18 protein-coding genes and 1 pseudogene are annotated in these 18,657 nt (G+C 66.0%); 16 read left to right on the forward strand and 3 right to left on the reverse strand.

Features of this window, described 5'->3' with window-relative positions:
• Nucleotides 1-15: 15 nt before the first annotated feature.
• From GJ629_RS03340 to GJ629_RS03350, 3 genes are all read left to right on the forward strand, one after another.
• Nucleotides 16-741 (forward strand): fumarylacetoacetate hydrolase family protein, encoded by a 726-nt coding sequence (locus tag GJ629_RS03340; RefSeq protein ID WP_157511748.1) that lies wholly within the window; start codon nucleotides 16-18, stop codon nucleotides 739-741.
• Between the two features lie 66 nt (nucleotides 742-807).
• Nucleotides 808-1,470 carry an SdpI family protein gene (locus GJ629_RS03345; RefSeq protein ID WP_197428403.1) on the forward strand — a complete coding sequence of 221 codons (663 nt, stop codon included), beginning with the start codon at nucleotides 808-810 and terminating at the stop codon, nucleotides 1,468-1,470.
• A gap of 46 nt (nucleotides 1,471-1,516) precedes the next feature.
• On the forward strand, nucleotides 1,517-3,106 hold the full coding sequence (locus GJ629_RS03350; RefSeq protein ID WP_157511749.1) for a GMC family oxidoreductase: 1,590 nt from the start codon (nucleotides 1,517-1,519) through the stop codon (nucleotides 3,104-3,106).
• Here GJ629_RS03350 and GJ629_RS03355 read toward each other — a convergent pair whose 3' ends face one another.
• Nucleotides 3,107-3,565, reverse strand: coding sequence for a transporter (locus GJ629_RS03355; RefSeq protein ID WP_157511750.1), 459 nt, complete (start codon nucleotides 3,563-3,565; stop codon nucleotides 3,107-3,109). It abuts the gene before it with no gap.
• Nucleotides 3,566-3,645: 80 nt separating this feature from the next.
• On the reverse strand, nucleotides 3,646-4,284 hold the full coding sequence (locus GJ629_RS03360; RefSeq protein ID WP_157511751.1) for a chemotaxis protein CheC: 639 nt from the start codon (nucleotides 4,282-4,284) through the stop codon (nucleotides 3,646-3,648).
• Nucleotides 4,285-4,385: 101 nt separating this feature from the next.
• On the opposite strand from GJ629_RS03360, the gene hisC reads away from it, so the two are divergent.
• The 4 genes and pseudogenes from hisC to GJ629_RS03380 all read left to right on the forward strand — a co-directional run bounded on the left by hisC (nucleotide 4,386) and on the right by GJ629_RS03380 (nucleotide 7,171).
• A complete protein-coding gene (gene hisC / locus GJ629_RS03365; protein ID WP_157511752.1) occupies nucleotides 4,386-5,465 on the forward strand; it encodes a histidinol-phosphate transaminase in 1,080 nt (359 codons plus the stop codon).
• The gene (locus GJ629_RS03370; protein WP_157511753.1) at nucleotides 5,462-5,968 is read left to right on the forward strand and encodes an adenylate kinase family protein; all 507 of its coding nucleotides are present in this window, start codon (nucleotides 5,462-5,464) and stop codon (nucleotides 5,966-5,968) included. Before hisC ends, GJ629_RS03370 begins: the two co-directional genes overlap by 4 nt.
• A pseudogene (locus tag GJ629_RS03375) lies at nucleotides 5,965-6,574 on the forward strand (CDP-alcohol phosphatidyltransferase family protein). Before GJ629_RS03370 ends, GJ629_RS03375 begins: the two are co-directional and overlap by 4 nt.
• 42 nt (nucleotides 6,575-6,616) lie before the next feature.
• Complete coding sequence (locus GJ629_RS03380) at nucleotides 6,617-7,171, forward strand: multiprotein bridging factor aMBF1 (RefSeq protein ID WP_157511754.1); 555 nt, start codon at nucleotides 6,617-6,619, stop codon at nucleotides 7,169-7,171.
• Between the two features lie 36 nt (nucleotides 7,172-7,207).
• Here the strand turns inward: GJ629_RS03380 and GJ629_RS03385 are convergent, their stop codons facing one another.
• Nucleotides 7,208-7,768 carry a response regulator gene (locus GJ629_RS03385; RefSeq protein ID WP_370515769.1) on the reverse strand — a complete coding sequence of 187 codons (561 nt, stop codon included), beginning with the start codon at nucleotides 7,766-7,768 and terminating at the stop codon, nucleotides 7,208-7,210.
• Nucleotides 7,769-7,858: 90 nt separating this feature from the next.
• Here GJ629_RS03385 and tpiA point away from each other — a divergent pair, with 90 nt between their 5' ends.
• The 9 genes from tpiA (at nucleotide 7,859) to GJ629_RS03430 (ending at nucleotide 18,617) form a co-directional block, all read left to right on the forward strand.
• The gene (tpiA, locus tag GJ629_RS03390) at nucleotides 7,859-8,506 is read left to right on the forward strand and encodes a triose-phosphate isomerase (protein WP_157511755.1); all 648 of its coding nucleotides are present in this window, start codon (nucleotides 7,859-7,861) and stop codon (nucleotides 8,504-8,506) included.
• A gap of 263 nt (nucleotides 8,507-8,769) precedes the next feature.
• Nucleotides 8,770-9,969 carry a DNA polymerase IV gene (gene dinB, locus GJ629_RS03395; protein ID WP_157511756.1) on the forward strand — a complete coding sequence of 400 codons (1,200 nt, stop codon included), beginning with the start codon at nucleotides 8,770-8,772 and terminating at the stop codon, nucleotides 9,967-9,969.
• A gap of 262 nt (nucleotides 9,970-10,231) precedes the next feature.
• Nucleotides 10,232-12,073, forward strand: coding sequence for an ABC transporter substrate-binding protein (locus GJ629_RS03400; RefSeq protein WP_197428404.1), 1,842 nt, complete (start codon nucleotides 10,232-10,234; stop codon nucleotides 12,071-12,073).
• 86 nt (nucleotides 12,074-12,159) lie between these two features.
• Nucleotides 12,160-13,173 (forward strand): ABC transporter permease, encoded by a 1,014-nt coding sequence (locus GJ629_RS03405; protein WP_157511757.1) that lies wholly within the window; start codon nucleotides 12,160-12,162, stop codon nucleotides 13,171-13,173.
• A complete protein-coding gene (locus GJ629_RS03410) occupies nucleotides 13,166-14,944 on the forward strand; it encodes an ABC transporter permease (protein ID WP_157511758.1) in 1,779 nt (592 codons plus the stop codon). The genes GJ629_RS03405 and GJ629_RS03410 overlap by 8 nt, the downstream gene beginning before the upstream one ends.
• Nucleotides 14,944-16,257 (forward strand): ABC transporter ATP-binding protein, encoded by a 1,314-nt coding sequence (locus tag GJ629_RS03415; protein WP_197428405.1) that lies wholly within the window; start codon nucleotides 14,944-14,946, stop codon nucleotides 16,255-16,257. Before GJ629_RS03410 ends, GJ629_RS03415 begins: the two co-directional genes overlap by 1 nt.
• Entirely contained in the window at nucleotides 16,254-17,624 is a 1,371-nt protein-coding gene (locus tag GJ629_RS03420) for an ABC transporter ATP-binding protein (protein WP_157511760.1), read from the forward strand. The genes GJ629_RS03415 and GJ629_RS03420 overlap by 4 nt, the downstream gene beginning before the upstream one ends.
• Nucleotides 17,621-18,043: a hypothetical protein gene (locus GJ629_RS03425; protein WP_157511761.1), complete on the forward strand. Its 423-nt coding sequence runs from the start codon at nucleotides 17,621-17,623 to the stop codon at nucleotides 18,041-18,043. The genes GJ629_RS03420 and GJ629_RS03425 overlap by 4 nt, the downstream gene beginning before the upstream one ends.
• A 40-nt stretch (nucleotides 18,044-18,083) precedes the next feature.
• On the forward strand, nucleotides 18,084-18,617 hold the full coding sequence (locus tag GJ629_RS03430) for a hypothetical protein (protein WP_157511762.1): 534 nt from the start codon (nucleotides 18,084-18,086) through the stop codon (nucleotides 18,615-18,617).
• Nucleotides 18,618-18,657 lie beyond the last annotated feature (40 nt).

The following is an 18,657-nucleotide window of genomic DNA, read 5'->3' on the forward strand; positions in this document are numbered from 1 at the left end:
CTGTAACGCCGGGGTATGGACGCGATTCGATTCCGTGATCCGGCGGGCGCGATCAGAGACGGGCGACTCCACGACGACCACGTCCACTTCGGCGAGGACGCTTACGACCTCGATCAGGTCGACGTGCTCGCACCGTGTGAGCCATCGAAGATCGTCTGTGTCGGGCGCAACTACGCCGAACACGCCGACGAACGGGGTGAGGACATCCCCGACCGGCCGCTGCTCTTTCTGAAGCCGCCCAACGCCGTCGCCAGCCACGGGTCGACGGTGACACTACCGGCGGACAAACGCATCGAACACGAGGCGGAACTCGCGGTCGTGATCGACCGCCAGTGCAAGGACGTCGCGCCCGAGGACGCCGAGGACGTGATCAGGGGGTACACCTGCCTGAACGACATCTCGAACCGCGACGATCAGGACCGCGAACAGAACTGGGTTCGGGGGAAGGCCTTCGACGGGGCCGCGCCGGTCGGGCCGGCAATCGCCGAATCGGTCCCCGAAGACGCCGGTATCGAACTCCGGGTGAACGGCGAGGTGCGCCAGTCCTCGACCATCGGGAAGTTCATCTTCGACGTGCCGACGCTGATCGCCGAGGTGACCGAGTATATGACGCTCCAGCCGGGCGATATCATCTCCACGGGGACGCCCGAAGGCGTCGGACCGCTGGAGGGCGGCGACCACGTCGAAGTCGACGTCGAGGGGCTGGCGACACTGGAACACGACTGTCGCCGGGCGGAGTGACGACCCACGACTTCGGGGTCTGAAACGCTGCGTCTATTTATAAGGTCTCGCCGCCGGTAGCGACTGGTGAGGACGATACCAATGCGGACCCGTCACCGCTACGCCATCGCGCTCGCGCTCGCCGCAGTCGCGGCAGTCGCCGGCGTACTGGCTCGCCCGGACCTCCCCGCTGACGTGGCCATACACTGGGACGCCGCGGGCCGGGCGGACGGGTTCGCGTCCCGATGGGTCGCCCTCACGCTGTTGCCCGCCCTCGCAGTGGTCCTCCTGACGCTGTTTGCCCTCCTGCCGCGAATCGACCCGCTGGGCCAGAATGTCCGGCAGTTCCGACCGACCTACGACTGGTTTGCCGTGCTGACCGTCGGCGTTCTCGCCTACGCCCACGGCGTCGTCCTCGCTCTGAACCTCGGATACGAGTTCAGTATCCTCCGTGCAATCGTCCCCGTAGTGGCCGTCCTCACCGTCGCCGCCGGGTACGTCCTCGAACGGGCCGAGCGCAACTGGTTCGTCGGCATCCGGACGCCGTGGACGCTCAGCGACGCGGCCGTCTGGGACGAGACACACCGCCACGCTGCCCCCCTGTTCAAACTCGCCGGAATCGTCACCCTCGGCGGCCTCCTCTTCCCGGCGTACGCGTTCGCCTTCCTCGTCGGCCCGTTGGTCGCCGTCGCTCTGTGCGCCACCGGCTACTCCTACGTGGCCTACCGGCGCCGGGCCGACGGCGCGTAGGCCCGGAACAGCAAACCTAAGTTTAGGCTCACCTAGCGATACGTGAATGCAGCCGGATCGGACGCCCGCCGACCGCGTCGACGTCTGTATCGTCGGTGCCGGGCCCGCGGGTGCGCTGGTCGCACACCGTCTCGCCAGCGCCGGCCACGACGTGGTCGTCCTGGAGGCCGGGCCGCGCTTCGAGTTCGAGGACCGGATAGAACGGATGGAGCGGTCGATACGGCCCGCACATCCCCCGCAGTCAGTGTGGGACATGGGCGGCGAACGGGACGCGTACAGCTCCGTCGGCGGCCACCACTACCCGCTGAACGTCGCCCGCGTAAAGGGTGTCGGCGGGACGAGTCTTCACTGGCAGGGGATGGTGATGCGGATGCCCGAGAGCGACTTCGACGGGAGCCACGGGCCGGCGTGGCCCATCGGCTACGAGGACCTCCGGCCGTACTACGCCGAGGCCGAGGCGGCGTTCGGCGTGGCCGGGGCCGAGGACAACCCCTTCGCGCCGCCGCGGGAGCGGCCGTTCCCGATGCCGGCGTTCGGGCCCTCACACAGCGACTCGATACTCGCGGAGGCCGCCGAGGAGTTGGAGATAACGACCCACTCGGTGCCGAACGCGCGAAACAGCGAACCACGGGACGGCCGGAGCGAGTGTGTCGGCTACGGCACCTGTCGGCCGGTGTGTCCCTCCGGCGCGAAGTACGACGCGACGGTCCACGTCGGCAAGGCCGAGGCGGCCGGGGCGCGCGTGATAGACGAAGTGCCGGTCCAGCGCCTCGAAACCGACGGCGAGGGGGCAATCGAGGCGGCTGTCTACGCGACGCCCGAGGGAGAGACCCACCGCCAGCGCGCGCGGTCGTTCGTGCTCGCCGCTGGCGGTATCGAAACGCCGCGCCTGCTGTTGCTCTCCCGGAGCGAGACTCACCCCGACGGACTCGCGAACAGTTCCGGCGCGGTCGGGCGGTATTTTATGGACCACCTCTTCGCCGGGGCCGGCGGGACCGTCGACCGGCGGACCCGACAGAACCACGTCGGGTTCCAGACGACCGAGAGCCACCAGTTCTACGACCCCGACCGCGAGGGCGTCGGCCCGCTCAAACTGGAGTTTCTGAACACCGCCGGTCCCTCGCCCGTCGAGCAGGCGATGGGGGCCGAGGAGTTCGGCGACGATCTGCTGGAGCAGTTGCGCGAGGGCTACGGCAACCACATCGCCGTCGGCGGCCTCGTCGGCCAGCGACCCGACCCGACCAATCGGATCACGCTGGACCCCGACCGGACCGACGACCACGGCAACCCGGTGCCCCGAATCGACTGGGCTGTCGGGGACCGCGCGCGGGCAACCATCGAGTGGGCCAACGGTATCCAGCATCGCCTGCTTGAGGCCGTCGACGCCGATGTCGGGTGGACCGCGGGGCCGGACTCGACGGGACCGGCCTACCACCATATGGGGACGACGCGGATGGGGACGGACCCCTCTCACAGCGTCGTCGACCCGGCCTGTCGGACCCACGACGTCGAGAACTGCTGGATCGCTTCCTCATCGGTGTTCGTCACCAGCGGCGCGATGAACCCGACGCTGACAATCGGGGCGCTGGCGCTGCGGGTCGCGGACAGGTTGGACGAACGCCTCGCACAGGCCTGATCAGATGCCGCCGGTGAGCGCACCGGCGGAGAGGAGAAGACCGACGGCAGCCGCCGACGCACCGTAGAGGAATGGTTTGGCGTTTTTCGCGGGTTCGCGGACCTTCTTTTTGCCGGTGCCGTCGGTCAGTTTCGAGGAGCCGACCTCGACGAGGCCGGCCATCACGAACCAGAGGACGATCATCACGACGACGAGGTAGCCGTTTATCGACCCGAACAGGCCGTCGGTCGACCAGTAGCCGCCGAGCATCCCCATCCGGAGGCCGGTCAGCAACAGTAGCACAGCGCTCGCACGCGTGATCCACGTGAGTTTTCCGGCGATGGCTTCCAGCGGAGCGGCGTCGATGGCTCCGTCCCCGCCGAGTGGGAGGACGACGGCGGTCACGAACAACACGCTGCCGGCCCAGAGGCCGGCGAACAACAGGTGGACGGCATACAGCGTCGCTGATTCGGCACTCATACCCGTGTGACGGGACGGGCGATGCTTGAATCCCCTGATACGGAGCGCCGGCGGGCGGTCTCGGGGGTGGCGACGCGCGGTCAGAACGGGTCGCCGTCGGCTTCCCGGCGGTCGGTGAGGTCCCCGACGTCCATATGATCGAGCATATTGACGAACGCCCCGGGGTCGGGGACCAGAAAGAATCGGATCTCGAAACTCGCGTCGCGGTCGGCCACGTCGATGACGGAGTCGAGGACGATAGACAGCGAGTCCTGCCGGACGTGTGAGAGGGTGTCGTTGGCTATCTCCTCGCCGGGCGCGTACTCGACGCTGGGCGTGCCCATATCGATGGTCGCGCCGAGGGTGTTAGCGATGCCGTCGATGAACCCCGAGGTGAGGATGTTACACAGCTCCTGGAGGGCGCTCTCCTGTAACTGGTTGAACTCGGCGTCGACTTGCGTCCCGGTCATAAGGCCAGCCATCTCCTCGCCGGTCTCGCGGGGGAACGTGAGCAGGAAGACGCCGTATGGGGGCTCACGGAGGCGGATCGAGGCGCTGTAGAGCCGTTCGGTGCCGATCTCGCTGGCGATGTCCGAGGGCTCGACGAACGAGAGGCTCTTGATCCGGACGACGGACTCGACGCCGGCCAGCGACTCCAACGACTCCATGACGTTGTGGGTCCCGGCGCGGATGAGGCGGTTGATTATCCGGAGCTTCCGGATGTCGATGAGCAGAGGCATCCAACAGCGACTACCTCGCACCGGGGGGAAATAGCGGTTGTGGTGGCGCGTACCGACCCGCTGTGAGCACGCTTAAGACCCGTGGCCCGCTTGCGTCGGGTATGCAACCACGGGACCTCTCTATGCACACGGTCTACCGGCCCGGACGGGGTATCGAGGAGGTCGCCCGGGAACTGGATCTGGATCCCGACGACCTCGTGAAGCTCTCCTCGAACGAGAACGCGCTGGGCCCCGCGCCCAAATCCGTGCAGGCCATCCGGGACGTGGCCGAGTCGGTCCACCACTATCCGAAATCCTCCCACGCGGACCTGACCGAGCGACTGGCCGAGCGCTGGTCGGTCGACCCGGAACAGGTGTGGCTGGCCAACGGCGGCGACGGCGCGCTGGACTACCTCGCGCGAGCGATGCTCGACCCCGGACAGGAGGTGCTGGTCCCCGACCCCGACTTCACCTACCACGGGATGTCCGCCCGGTACCACCACGGGAAGACCACCAGTTACCCGCTCTCGAAGGACGACAGTTTCCACCAGTCGCCCGAGCGCGTCCTCGAACACTACGACGGCGAGCGCATCGTCTATCTCACCAGCCCGCACAACCCGACGGGCTCGGAGGTGACCGTCGACGAGGTAGCGGAGATAGCCGACCACACCGACGAGGAGACGCTGGTCGTCGTCGACGAGGCCTACGAGGTGTTCACCGAGCGGCCGAGCAAGATCGACCTCGTCCGCGAGCGGGACGACGTGGCAATCCTGCGGTCGTTCTCGAAGGCGTACGGACTGGCCGGTATCCGGCTGGGCTACGCCCTGGTCCCCGACGAGTGGGGCGACGCCTACGCCCGCGTGAACACGCCCTTCGCCGCCAGCGAGATAGCCTGCCGGGCGGGGCTGGCCGCGCTGGACGACGAGGAGTTCTTGGAGGAGACTATCGAGACGGCCCGCTGGGGGCGGGCGTATCTGCGCGAGCACCTCGACGCCGAGACGTACGACTCCGGCGGCAACTTCGTGCTCGTCGAGGTCGGTGACGGGGCGGCCGTCGCCGACGCCTGCCAGCAGCGCGGCGTCATCGTCCGTGACTGCACCTCCTTCGGCCTGCCCGAGTGTATCCGGGTGACGACGGGCACGCGCGAGGAGACCGAACGGGCCGTCGAAATCATCAACGACGTGCTGGCGGAGGAGTTATGAACGTCGCCGTGACGGGCACCCCCGGGACGGGGAAGACGACCGCTATCGAGTCGCTGTCGACCGATCTGGACGTGATCCACCTCAACGACGTGATCCACGAGGCGGACCTGATCGCCGAGACGGACGAGGAACGTGACACGGCCGTCGCGGATATGGACGCCGTCGCGGCGTGGCTCGCGGACCGCGAGGACCGCCTCGTCGAGTCACACCTCGCCCACCAGTTCCCGGCCGACAGGGTCGTCGTCCTGCGGTGTCACCCCGAGGAGATCGAACGCCGACTGGGCGAGCGCGGCGAGTCCGAGGCGACGGCGCGGGAGAACGCCGAGAGCGAGGCGCTTGACGTGGTGTTGTCGGAGGCAGTCGCCGAACACGGGGCCGAAAACGTCTACGAGGTTGTGACGACCGACTGCGAGCCCTCGGCGGTGGCGGCCGAGATAGCGGCCGTCATCGACGGCGACCGCGAGCCGTCGGCCGGCACCGTCGACTACGTGGGGTATATATGACACTCGACCAGTATCGCTCCGTCGCCGACCGCATCCTCGAACCGTTCGTCGCGGTGTCGGTGCGTCTGGGCCTGACGCCGAACCTCGTCAGCGTGCTGGCGATAGGCGTCGCCGCCCTCGCGGGCGGGGTGTTCTATCTCGCGGGGGAGACGCCGATACTGTACTTGCTCGGCTCGGCGCTGGTGTTGGCAAACGGATTGTTGGACCTGCTCGACGGGGCGCTGGCACGCGAGTTGTCGGTCGCTTCGGAGGGCGGGGACCTGCTGGACCACGTGTTGGACCGCTACGCGGACATCTTCCTACTGGTGGGGCTCGCGGCCGGTGTCGATCAGTTCGGCCTCGGCCTCGCGGCGGTGACGGGCGTGCTGATGACCTCGTATCTGGGGACGCAGGCCCAGGCCGTCGGGTTGGACCGGGTGTACGGCGGTGTGCTCGGCCGGGCCGACCGGTTGGCGCTGGCCGGCGGGACCGGCGTGGTCGCGGCGTTTTTTGACCGGCACCCTCTACGGACTGACGCTTATCGGGTGGCTGCTGGTCGTCTTCGCCGTCGTCGGGCACCTGACCGCCCTCCAGCGGTTCTACTACGCGATGGGCGACCTCTCGTAGGGCGGCGTACGTTTTATAGGGAGGGCAGGGCTAAGGCAGGGTATGGTTCAGTGTGAGATGTGCGGAGCCGAGACGTCCTCGCCGAAGACGGTGAAAGTCGAAGGTGCGGAACTCGACGTCTGCGACGACTGTACCGACTTCGGGACCGAGGTGCGGACCCAAGACAGCTCCAGCACGTCGACGAAGTACTCGACGGGGTCGAGTTCGGGCGGGTCGGACGGCGGGAGTTCCGGGAGTTCCTCCACCCGGTCGTCGAGTCAGTCGAGCGGCGGCGGTGGGGGCGGCGGCCGGCGGACGGATATGTTCGACGAGATGGACGAGGTGGCACAGGACTACGACGAGATAATCCGGTCGGCCCGCGAGAGCGAGGGGCTCAGCCAGTCGGAACTGGCGAAGAAACTCAACGAGAAGGCGAGCCTGATCCAGAAACTCGAACAGGGTCAGACGCTCCCGAGCGACGACGTCCAGTCCAAGTTGGAGAGCGAACTCGGTATCGACCTCTCGGCGGGCGGCAGTGCGGACGAGGATAACGACTGGGACGGCTCCTCGGACGCGGGGACGACGACGCTCGGCGACGTGGTCGAACGGAAGGACTAAGACCCTCGTCCCGAGCGTGGGGGCGAACGGGTTCAGTCAGCGGTGGCGGACGATGTCGTCCTCTTCGAGGTCTTCTGCGAGGTCGTCCAGTTCACATTCAAGGTCGGATATTTCGGCCTCCAGCGTCGCGTACCGGTCGCTGTTTTCCAGTTCCGATTTGGGTTTCTCGACCTGCAGGACGTTCCGGGTGAGGCGCTTTGAAGTCAACTGCTGGACGCGGTCGTTGTACTCGGCGATGGTCAGCAGGCGGTCGACGACGTCCCGGAGAGCCGCCTTGCTCACCGGCTTGACGATGTAGTCGTCGACGCCGAGGTCGATGATGTCGAAGTCAGGGTCGACGGCGGTGACCATCGCCACCTGCGGATCGACTTCCGAGTCTTCGATTGCCGCGAGCACCTCGTTGCCGGAGACGACCGGCATCCGGCGGTCGAGCAGCACTACGTCGACGTCCCGCGCGAGCATATCGATGGCCTCGGAACCGCCGTAGGCGGTCCGGACGGTATGGACGTCGGCGAGGTACTCGGTGTAGAGGTCGGCGAGGTGTTTCTCGTCCTCGACGACGAGGACCGTCCCGCGGTCGGGCGTGGGAGAGCTCACGTCCCGCACAATATAGCCGCGGTGTATTGAACGTTCGTGAACGGCTCCAACTCGAAACCTATTTTCCCCGGGCGGGTGGGGTAGTAAGTGATGTTCGTTCTCGTCAACCTGAAGACGTACCCCTGTGATCACATCGACGTCGCCCGCGCTGCGGCCGACGTGGCCGACGACAGCGGCGTCCGCGTCGGCGTCGCGCCACAGGCCGCACACCTGAGCGCCGTCGCCGAGACCGGTGTCGAGACGTGGGCCCAGCACGTCGACCCAATCGACTACGGGTCGAACACGGGCCACACGCTCGCCGAAACCGTTTCCGAAGCCGGTGCGGACGGCACGCTGATCAACCACTCCGAGCACCGCCTCAAACTGGCCGACATCGACGCGTCGGTACAGGCGGCCGAACGGGCCGATCTGGAGACCTGCGTCTGTGCGAACAACCCCGCACAGATCGGTGCCGTGTCGGCGCTCGGTCCCGACGCCGTGGCCGTCGAACCGCCGGAACTCATCGGCGGCGACGTCTCCGTGGCGACGGCCGACCCCGACATCGTCACCGACGCCGTCGAGGCCGCGGCCAACGTCGACGAGAGCGTCGACGTCTACTGTGGTGCCGGCATCTCCGACGGCGACGACGTCGACGCCGCCGGTGATCTGGGCGCGACGGGCGTCCTGCTGGCCAGCGGCGTCGCGAAGGCCGACGACCCGCGATCGGTCCTCGAAGACCTCGTCGACCCGGTCGCTTGAGACAGTCCCCTTCTCTTTCGAGTGCGTGACCGCCGAAACCGAGGGCAATGTTCAAGTGTGTGTGGCAATCACATACATATGGAACCTCGTTCCGAGAGGCTCCCGATGGGAACCACCATCGCGAACACTCGGGATTGGCACCGTCCACGAACTGTTCGCCCCGCGGCAGTCCGCCGCGGGTTCGTGCGGTTTTCGACGGGGTTCGGCCGGCACCTTCCACGTCAGACGTGACTTTCACCTTTCGGCCGTCCTACCCCTCAGATATGCCCGACAGACGACTGCCCGGCACCGAAACGAAACCCGAGCAGATAGTCTGTCACGTCGATATGGACTGTTTCTACGCCGCCTGCGAGCGACTCCGCGAGCCGCAGTTACGCGGCGAACCGCTGGTCGTCGGGATGGGCTACGAGCCCGAGGAGACTGTCGGCGCCGTCGCGACGGCCAGTTACGAGGCCCGCGAACACGGTATCGAGAGCGCGATGGCCATCTCGGAGGCGTTGGAGATACTGCCCCGGCGCGCGGGCGACGAGCAGGACGGCCCGTCGGCGTTCTACCGGCCGGTGGATATGGCCTTCTACGAGTCGGTCAGCGACTCTGTCCAGTCCGTCTTGGCGGAGAGCGCCGACGTGATGCGGGCGGTCAGCATCGACGAGGCGTACCTCGACGTGACCGACCGGACGGAGTGGGCGTCCGCCGAGGGCTTCGCCGGGGAGTTGAAGACGGCCGTCGAACGGGAGGCCGGCGTCGTCGCCAGCGTCGGCGTTGCACCCACGATGTCTGCGGCGAAGATAGCCAGCGACGCCGACAAGCCGGACGGACTCGTCGTAGTCGAACCCGGCGAGGTGGCGTCGTTTCTCGCGCCGATGGGCGTCGAGGCGGTCCACAACGTCGGCCCGGTGACCGCGCGGACGCTCCGGTCGATGGGCATCGAGACGGCCGGGGACCTCGCGGCGGCGGACCCGGACCGACTGGCCGAGCGGTTCGGTGAGCGCGGCCGGGAGATATACCGCTTCGCCCGCGGCGAGGACGACAGGCAGGTCACGCCGAAAGGCGACCCCAAGAGCCTCTCGCGGGAGTCGGCGTTCGACGGCGCTGTCGAGGAGTTCGACCGGGTGCGCGAGCGAGCGAGGGGGCTCGCCACGGCGGTCGCCGACCGCGCGACGCGACAGGGCGCCCTATATCAGACCATCGGCGTCAAGGTGGTCACGCCGCCGTACGAGATACACACGCGGGCCCGGTCGCTGTCGGGTCCGGTCGACGACCCGGATCTGGTGGTCGCCATCGCCGAGGAGTTGCTCGGTGAGTTCGCCGACGACCGCGTCCGGAAGGTCGGCGTCCGCGTCTCGAACCTCTCCTTTACCGACCGCCGACAGGTCAGCCTCGACGGGTTCGGAGACGGCGACACCGACGGGGACCGCCAGCAGCGCTCGCCCCGACAGACCACGCTCCGAGAGTTTCGTTGACGGGCGCGATACTACGGGCAAACTGCGCCGGTAGCGATTATGTATTTGAGCTATTCTATTCCCGAGAAGCATATCTTTCGACACCGGCCGAAAGTGGAAATTGAACAATGATAGTGCCCCATCTTTCGTATTAATAATAGTTACAGTCAATTACCAACATTGCTTTTGTTTTATTTTATGTGTCGAATCTTCTCTTTCTGAATGTCGAATATATTCGCCTTCAGCGGTAGCTTTTTAGCCTCTGTGTTAAAATGGACCCTATATGCCAGATTCAGGCGATAAGTCAGGAAGTACGCGACGAAAGATGCTCTCGCTGATGGGCGGCGGCGCGGCAGCGAGCCTCGCAGGGTGTTCCGCCTTCCTCGACAGTGGCGGCGACGGGACGACGACCTCGTCGGGAACCGGTGACGTCTCCCTAGACGCCTCACAGTGGGCTGATCAGGCCCAAGAGGCGTGGGAGACGGTCGTCGACAATCCGGGGCCGGACGCCCAAGAAACCCGCAACGAGGCCTATCTCGACATCGAGGAGGCGGTACGGAACAGCGTGATCGTGCTGAACTTCATGCACGACTTCAGCGAGCGGTTCTGGTACGACTACGTCGACGTGCCGAAGATCGGTGCGCTGGGGCAGTCCTTCCAGCAACTGAACACCGTGGAGTTGACCAACGGCGACACGGAGTTGAACCGGACCAACAGCACGCACGCCCACGTCGACCCGATAGAGTCCGACGACGAGGCGAGTTCGACAGTCATCACGCAGATATACGAACCGCTGGTCACCTATCCGAACGGCGTCCCGGAGATGGAGAACCAGCTCATCGAAGGGTTCGAACTCTCCGAAGACCAGACGACGTACACGTTCAACCTCAAGGAGGGCGTCCAGTTCCACGAGAGCGGCGAGATGACCGCCGACGACGTGGTATACTCCTGGCGGCGGATGACCGAGTCCGAGAACAGCGTCCGCGCGAACTTCATGCTCTCCAGTCCCGACGGCGTCGGGGCCGTCCACGAGACGGACGACGAGGGCAACGTCGTTCCGGGGTCGCTGGCCGTCGAAGCGGTCGACGACTACACAGTCGAGTTAGAGGTTCGCAACCCCAACCCGGCGGTGATGGACGTCCTCACCTACACGGCCTTCTCGATCATCCCGGAGGGGAAGGTCGGCGACGTCGAGGGCTACGAGGGCGAGGTCGCCCACCAGGACTTCCGTGTCACGGCCACCGACGGGACGGGCCCCTTCGAGATGGACACCTTCGAGATAGACAACGAGGTCCGGCTGACGACCTTCGAGGACTACCACGACGAGGTCGCCAGCGTCGACTCGGTCCACTTTGCAATCATCGAGGACCCCGAAGCCCTGTTCACCTACGCGGTCGAGCAGAACGCGGATATCTTCGGGATCCCGACCTCCTACTACGACCCGAGCAAGATCGACGCCTCGGCGGACGACCGCGGTCGAGACGTCGGGACCTACGGCGAACTGGAGAACGGCGAGACGGTGAACTACCTCGGGTTGCCCGAACTGGTGACGCGATACTTCGGCTTCAACGCGGGGAACGTCCCCATCGAGGTCAGGCAGGCGTTCGCGTACGTACTGAACCAGCAGGAAATCGTCGACGACGTCTTCGCGGGCCGTGGCGTCCCGGCCTACAGCTTCACGCCGCCGGGAATCTGGCCCACCGGACAGGACGGCTACGAGGAGTTCCAAGACAGCTACCCCTTCAGTCCCAACGAGACCGACATCGACGGCGCTCGTGAGGTGCTCGAGTCGGCGGGGTACACGGAGGACGACCCCTTCGAGATCACCTGCACGACCTACGTGAGCAACACCTACCAGGACGCGGCGGGCCTGTTGCGGGACAAGCTATCCGGTAACGGTGTCGAGATGGAACTCGAAGAGGCACAGTTCGGGACGCTGGTCAGCCGTGGCTACGAAGGCAATCTGGAGATGTACTCGCTGGGCTGGGGTTGGTCCTGGGAGAGCGTCGCCTACGGTCACTTCGGCTTCGAGCCGAAAAACACCGACACCTCCGGAATGCCGGCCGATAACAACGGCTACTACCTCGACTGGCACACCGAACTGTCCGAGAATAGCGACTCCTGAGAACGCCCGCGGAACTTATCCCTCCGGCGGTTTCCTACATACAAATACATGACCCAGAGAGCACACGACACAACGGGTGAGCGGCGATGAGCCGCTGGCGATACTTCTTCAAACGACTGTTGCTGGCCGTACCGATCCTGTTCTCGGTGATGACGTTCCTGTTCATCATCCTGCGGAAGGGGCCGCTCGATCCGGTCGCCGCGAGGCTGGGGCCACAGGCCAGCGGTGCCGACGCCTCCCGACTCCGGGAGCAACTCGGCCTCAACGAACCGCTGTGGGATCAGTACATCCGGTTTATGACTGATCTGATCACGTTCTCCGGCGAGTCGTGGGTGACGCGGGCCGGCCAGCCAGTGGCCGAGGCCATTGCTTCGACCGTGCAGGTGACGGTGTGGCTCGGGTTCTGGGCCATCCTGCTCCCGCTTTTCATCGGCATCCCGCTGGGGTTCTACGCGGGTCTGCGTCCGAACACTATCGGGGACTACGTCGCGTCAGTGAGCGGCATCCTCTGGCTGGCGATGCCGAACTTCTGGCTCGCGGTGATGGCGCTTGCGATCCTCCGGCGGACCCGAGGTGGCTGGTTCGGCTTCGACTGGTACACCATCGGGCCGGACATCTCCAGCCTCGTCGGGCAGTCGCCGTCGCTGGCGTTCGACTCGTTACAGGGAGTGCTCGTCGACATCAAGTTGATACTCCCGGCGGCGATCATCCTCGGGTCGGCGTCGATGGCGGCCGAACTCCGCATCGGCCGGACGGCCATCCTCGAATCGATCAACGCCAAGTACGTCGAGACGGCCAAGGCCAAAGGCCTAAAGAGCAGGACCATCGTCTGGAAACATATCTTCAGGAACGCACTGATCCCGCTGATACCGATCATCACCAACGAGGCGTTCATCCTGATCGGAGGATCCGTCATCGTCGAGACAGTGTTCAGTATCAACGGTCTGGGCCGGTTGTACTTCCTCGCGATCACGCAGGCGGACCTGCCGCTCGCGGGGTCGATCGTGTTCCTGTTCACGCTGTTGATCGTCTTCTTGAACGTCCTCCAGGACTTCCTGTACACCGTCGTCGATCCACGGGTAGGTGTCAACAATGAGTGAGGTATCCGGCCCGACGACTGACGAGGCGAACGGACCGGCGGACAGCGGTGTCGACCGCTCGCTCCGCGAACGGATCCGATCTAACCCCCGGCCGGCACTGCTGTGGGCCGCGGGTGCGCTTTTCCTCGTGGCCTTGGAGTTCGGCCGACTCCTCGACGGCGTCCTCGTGTTCGGGCAGGCTATCGTGTTCGTCATCGAGGGATTCGCCAGCCTTCCCCCGTACATCGGCGGCAACGTCGAGGGCGTGGTCGCCGGCGTGGCCGGTGACACGCCCGGACTGCTCGTCGGTGCCCTCGCCCACGACGGGACGCTACTGGCGGTGATGTTCGTCGTCGCCACCCTCCTACAGGGGTATCTCCCCGTGAGACTCGACGACGTCCTCGGTCGGGAGATGTCGCGGCGTCGCCGCATCTACGGCGAGCGACTCGCGCTGACGGCGATACTCGGTGCCGTCGCGTTCGCGCTGATCTACACCCCCGTCGGGTCCATCGTCGACACCGAAGTCGGCGCGTGGGTCACCGGCGTCGGCATCCTCTCGGACCTGCCGACGCTGACGAGTCGGGAACTCATCCCGAACCTCGGTCACCGGACTCCCGGCGGTGGCTGGGAGGGGACCTTTATGGGGCTCTCGCCCGCGTGGGCGTGGGCCATCCGGAACGTGCTGGTCTGGATCTACGCCTTCGTCTGTCTGGCGTGGGTCTGGCGGGGCTACAACGTCTACCGGACCTACTACCGCGAGGCGGACTGGACGCCCCGCGACGACACGGTCAAGCGGTTCCGCAACCACTACTGGGGGATGTTCGGCCTGATCATTGTCTTCGCGTTCGTCGTGCTGGCGGCGTTCGCACCGGCGATCAGCCCCGTCCCGGCCGACGCCAACATCTACGAACCGTACAACCACGAGTTCGAGTATCTCAACGACGACGGCGAGATAGAGACGGTGTATCAGGGCCGGGCGAACCTCCTGAGCGAGTCCGACGGACAGGGCACTGTCGGTCCGATGAGCTACGACGACTTCGACCGGTGGATGCCCCTCGGGACCACACCGGACGGCGAGAGTATGACGACGAACCTCGCGTATGGGGCCCGTACGTCGCTGATAATCGCGCTGTCTGCCGTCGGGTTCGGCGCGCTCATCGCCATTATGCTCTCGCTGCTGTCGGCGTACTACCGGGGCTTGCTCGACATCATCGTCGTGTTCACCAGCGACACCATCATCTCCATCCCGGTACTCGTACTGGTGATGATGCTGGTCGTCATCTTCCAGCAGTCCGAACACTGGCTGGCGGAACCACTGGATGGCGGCGTGTTACTGGCGATTATCCTCGGGTTCGCCTACTGGCCGGGGATGTGGCGTTCGATACGCGGCCCCTCGCTGCAGGTCGCCGAAGAGGAGTGGGTCGACGCCGCCAAGACGTACGGACAGACGCCACGCAAGATTATGCGCAAACACATGGCACCTTACATTATGAGCTACATCATGATCTACGCCTCGCTGCTGCTGGGCGGTATCATCATCACGGTGTCTGCCCTATCCTTCCTCGGTCTGGGCATCACCGAACCGACTCCCGAGTGGGGACGGCTGATAAGCGACGGCCGGCCGTACATCGGGACGGACTCCTATCACGTCTCGACCATCGCCGGCATCGTCATCGCGCTGGTCGTGTTGGCGTTCAACGCCCTCGGTGACGGCATCCGGGACGCAATCGATCCGGAGGCCGACGTCGACGGCGGCGACGCCGGCGCCACCGCCGGCGGAGGTGGTGGATGATGGCCGACGACGAGCAGCCGATACTCGACGTCCGGAACCTCCAGACGGCGTTTTTCACCGACAAGGAGACCATCCGGGCCGTCGACGGCGTGACCTTCGACATCTTCCCCGGCGAGACGGTCGGTATCGTCGGCGAGTCCGGGTCGGGCAAAAGCGTCACCGCCCGGTCGATTATGGGGCTCGTCGAGTCGCCGGGCCGGATTCTCCAGGGGAGTAGCGTCCGGTTCCAACACCGCGAGACCGTCCGGGAGTACGCAGAGCAGTTCCCGGACCTGACAGTCGACGTGGCGGACCTCGAAGCGGAGTACGACCCACAGGAGTTGCTGGCGGAGCTAGAGCTCTCCCCGCGGGCGTTCGGTCGCTCCAATCCCGAGGAGGTGACCGTCGCGGACATCGCCGCGTCGGGCCACGGTGACGAGTTCGGGATGGTCGACGCGGACGACTGCGTGTTCGTCACGGGCGGGGACCCCGCCGACCCGGAGACGGTCACCGACGGGTTCGTCGAGGCCACGCGGGCGAGCGGCGAGGCACAGCGGCTCCTCCGTGGCGGGCGCATCGCGATGGTGTTTCAGGACCCGCTGACGAGCCTCAACCCCGTCTACACCGTCGGGAACCAGATCAAGGAGTCCCTGCGGCTCCACCGCGGCATCACCGGCCGCGAGGCGACACAGGAGGCCGCCGAACTGCTCGAAGACGTCGGTATCCCGGACGCCCGTCGCCGGGTGAAAGAGTACCCCCACCAGTTCTCCGGCGGGATGCGCCAGCGGGCGGTCATCGCGATGGCGCTCGCCTGTGATCCGGACGTGCTGATCTGTGACGAACCGACGACAGCGCTGGACGTGACGATTCAGGCCCAGATCCTCGAACTACTCGCCGAGCTACAGGACAAACGGGACTTGGCGATCATGTTCATCACTCACGACATGGGCGTCATCGCCGACGTATCGGACCACGTCAACGTGATGTACGCCGGCGAGGTCGTCGAACGCGCGAGCGTCGAACCGCTGTTCGCCGACCCGAAGCACCCCTACACGCAGGGATTGTTGGAGTCGATTCCCGGCCAGCACGCCGGCGAGCGGCTCCGGACCATCGAGGGGAGCGTGCCGACGCCCAACGAGAAAGCGACCAGTTGTCGGTTCGCCCCGCGGTGTCCCAAGGCCTTCGACGAGTGCGAGCAGATCCATCCGGTCAGGCTCCCCGTCGACGCCGACACCGACGACCACACCGCGGCGTGTCTGCTCTACCCCGACGACCGGACCAAAGGCGAGGCGCTGCGCTCGCACGCCGAGGCACAGGGAGGTGACGAGCAATGAGCCAGGAGACGGTGACGCCCGACGAACGGCCCGGCCGCGACACGATGGTCGAGGTACGGAACCTCAAGACCTACTACGAGCAGGGCGGCCTGTTCGGCGGCACGCCCGTCAAGGCCGTCGACGGTGTGAGCTTCGACATCGAACGCGGCGAGACGCTCGGCCTCGTCGGCGAGTCCGGGTGTGGCAAGACGACGCTCGGCCGGACGCTCCTCCAACTGGAGGAGGCGACTGCCGGCGAGATCAGATTCGACGGCGTCGACGTGACGACGCTGTCGGGCGAGGAACTCTACGAGTGGCGACAGAACGCCCAGATGGTGTTTCAGGACCCCGAGTCCAGCCTCAACGACCGGATGACCATCGGCGAGATAATCCGGGAACCGCTCGACGTCCACGACTGGAAGACGGCGCGCGAGCGCAAACAGAAGGTTCGGGACCTGCTGGACACCGTCGGCCTCAAGCGCGAGCACTACTACCGCTATCCCCACCAGTTCTCCGGCGGCCAGCGCCAGCGCATCGGCATCGCCCGGACGCTCGCGCTGGAACCGGATTTCATCGTCCTCGACGAACCGGTGTCGGCGCTGGACGTCTCCGTGCAGGCCGAGATAATCAACCTGCTTGAGGACCTCCAAGACGAGTTCGGGTTGACCTACTTGTTCATCGCCCACGACCTCTCGGTCGTCCGGCACATCTGTGACCGCGTCGCGGTGATGTATCTCGGCCACATCATGGAGATAGGACCGACCGAGGAGCTGTTCAGCGATCCGGCCAACCCCTACACCCAGTCGCTGCTGTCGGCCATCCCCGAACCCGACCCGACGAGCACGAAACAGCGGTTCACGCTCCGCGGGACGCCGCCGAACCCCCGGTACCCCCCGGAAGGGTGTCCGTTCGCGACGCGTTGTCCCGTCCGTATCCGTCCGCCGGAGTACGAACACCTCGACGAGGAGGTGTGGGAGGGCATCGGCACGCTCCGGGAGGTTCTCCGGGAACGCGAGCGTGCCGAACGGACGGTCAGGGAACGCATCGGCGAGTTGCTGGGCCGGGAGTCGCGTTTCAAGAGCCTCGACGAGACGTACGACGAACTGTTCGGCGACGTGGCCGTTCCCGAGGACGTACAGTCCGTCCTCGACGACGTGGCGGACCTCGTCGAGAACGACGACGAGGCGGCGGCGCTGGCGTTGCTCGCCGAGGAGTTCGCGAGCGTCTGTGACGGCCACGCCGACGGGTCCGGCGGGTTCGACGAGGACGACGAGCCGATACAGCCGGAGTACCACTCCGTCAGCGTCTCCGGTCGGAAGAGCTTCTGTCACCGTCACGCCGAAGCCTACCGAGAACCGGACGACGTCCTCGACGAGCGCCACGGATGACGGTCCGCGGCGACCCGTCCAGCAGGGTGGCCGTCGCCACAGCCACGGCTGTCGACGCCGTGGTCTACGCCGCGGCGGTCACGGGGGCCGTCACGGCGGCCGCGTTCGCGCTCACGGTCCTCACCGGCGGGGACCTCGTCCGCGTGAAGACGTTGTTGTTCGTCGCCGGATGGGCGCTGGTCAGTTACGGCACCTTCCGGCTGTGGCCCCGGTCGCCGGCGGACGTAGAGCCCGACAATCGTTCCCCGGTCCAGACAGGTCGGATCCAGCGGACGGTCGAGTCCGTCCCGCCGCTCCGGTGGTTCGACGCCGCGGTCGTGGCGAAGCGACAGCTCTCACAGGCCGGGAAACTGTTCCTCGGCGGCGTGGGGGCGCTGCTCGTCTCTCTGTTGCTGGAAGTCGCTGGCGGCGTCGGGTAGGCGGCAAAAAAGTCATACCCGTCCCCGTTCGTGGTCCTGTATGGACGATACGCCACAGTACGTCGACCGCGTTATCGACGACACGGGCCGACAGACCGACGCGTGGTCACGGACGCTCGACGATATGGAGGCAATCGCCGAGCGTCGCCGCGAGGACGGCTGGGACGCGGTCACGCTCACGACCGCTCAGACCGCGCCGCTCAGCCGCGACGACGGCGACGACCCCGAGCGCTTCGGCCTCGTGACGGTCCTCCCGGACAACTACGCCGAGGAGTTCACCGAGGTCTACGAGGAAAACGCCCTCGACCAGTATCAGGCCTACAGCAACGTCGTCGAGGGGTTCATGTACCTCCTGCTTGAGGTGCTCGATTCGGACTCGAAGACGACGCTACTGCTCGCGATGCGGTACGACCTCGTGCTCGCGGACGCGATGGCCACGTCGGCATACGACGAGGGGACGCTGTTCACGCACGTCAAAACCATCGATGGGACGGAACTGGGGACCTTCCAGCACGACGACTTCGAGGCGCTGTTGCCGCCCCGGTTCACCCGCTCGGCGGATGAGGAAGACTGACTTGTAGTATTTATTGTCGGTCGTTTCGGTATCGACCGCC

It is taken from the genome of Halapricum sp. CBA1109, from assembly GCF_009741825.1.
GTDB lineage: Archaea > Halobacteriota > Halobacteria > Halobacteriales > Haloarculaceae > Halapricum.

Bases quoted from the DNA above. Each gene is read 5' to 3' on its own strand.
- GJ629_RS03340 (WP_157511748.1), top strand. From the start codon at position 16: ATGGACGCGATTCGATTCCGTGATCCGGCGGGCGCGATCAGAGACGGG.
- GJ629_RS03350 (WP_157511749.1), top strand. From the start codon at position 1,517: ATGCAGCCGGATCGGACGCCCGCCGACCGCGTCGACGTCTGTATCGTC.
- GJ629_RS03355 (WP_157511750.1), bottom strand. From the start codon at position 3,565: ATGAGTGCCGAATCAGCGACGCTGTATGCCGTCCACCTGTTGTTCGCC.
- GJ629_RS03360 (WP_157511751.1), bottom strand. From the start codon at position 4,284: ATGCCTCTGCTCATCGACATCCGGAAGCTCCGGATAATCAACCGCCTC.
- hisC (WP_157511752.1), top strand. From the start codon at position 4,386: ATGCAACCACGGGACCTCTCTATGCACACGGTCTACCGGCCCGGACGG.
- GJ629_RS03370 (WP_157511753.1), top strand. From the start codon at position 5,462: ATGAACGTCGCCGTGACGGGCACCCCCGGGACGGGGAAGACGACCGCT.
- GJ629_RS03380 (WP_157511754.1), top strand. From the start codon at position 6,617: ATGGTTCAGTGTGAGATGTGCGGAGCCGAGACGTCCTCGCCGAAGACG.
- tpiA (WP_157511755.1), top strand. From the start codon at position 7,859: ATGTTCGTTCTCGTCAACCTGAAGACGTACCCCTGTGATCACATCGAC.
- dinB (WP_157511756.1), top strand. From the start codon at position 8,770: ATGCCCGACAGACGACTGCCCGGCACCGAAACGAAACCCGAGCAGATA.
- GJ629_RS03400 (WP_197428404.1), top strand. From the start codon at position 10,232: ATGCCAGATTCAGGCGATAAGTCAGGAAGTACGCGACGAAAGATGCTC.
- GJ629_RS03405 (WP_157511757.1), top strand. From the start codon at position 12,160: ATGAGCCGCTGGCGATACTTCTTCAAACGACTGTTGCTGGCCGTACCG.
- GJ629_RS03410 (WP_157511758.1), top strand. From the start codon at position 13,166: ATGAGTGAGGTATCCGGCCCGACGACTGACGAGGCGAACGGACCGGCG.
- GJ629_RS03415 (WP_197428405.1), top strand. From the start codon at position 14,944: ATGGCCGACGACGAGCAGCCGATACTCGACGTCCGGAACCTCCAGACG.
- GJ629_RS03420 (WP_157511760.1), top strand. From the start codon at position 16,254: ATGAGCCAGGAGACGGTGACGCCCGACGAACGGCCCGGCCGCGACACG.
- GJ629_RS03425 (WP_157511761.1), top strand. From the start codon at position 17,621: ATGACGGTCCGCGGCGACCCGTCCAGCAGGGTGGCCGTCGCCACAGCC.
- GJ629_RS03430 (WP_157511762.1), top strand. From the start codon at position 18,084: ATGGACGATACGCCACAGTACGTCGACCGCGTTATCGACGACACGGGC.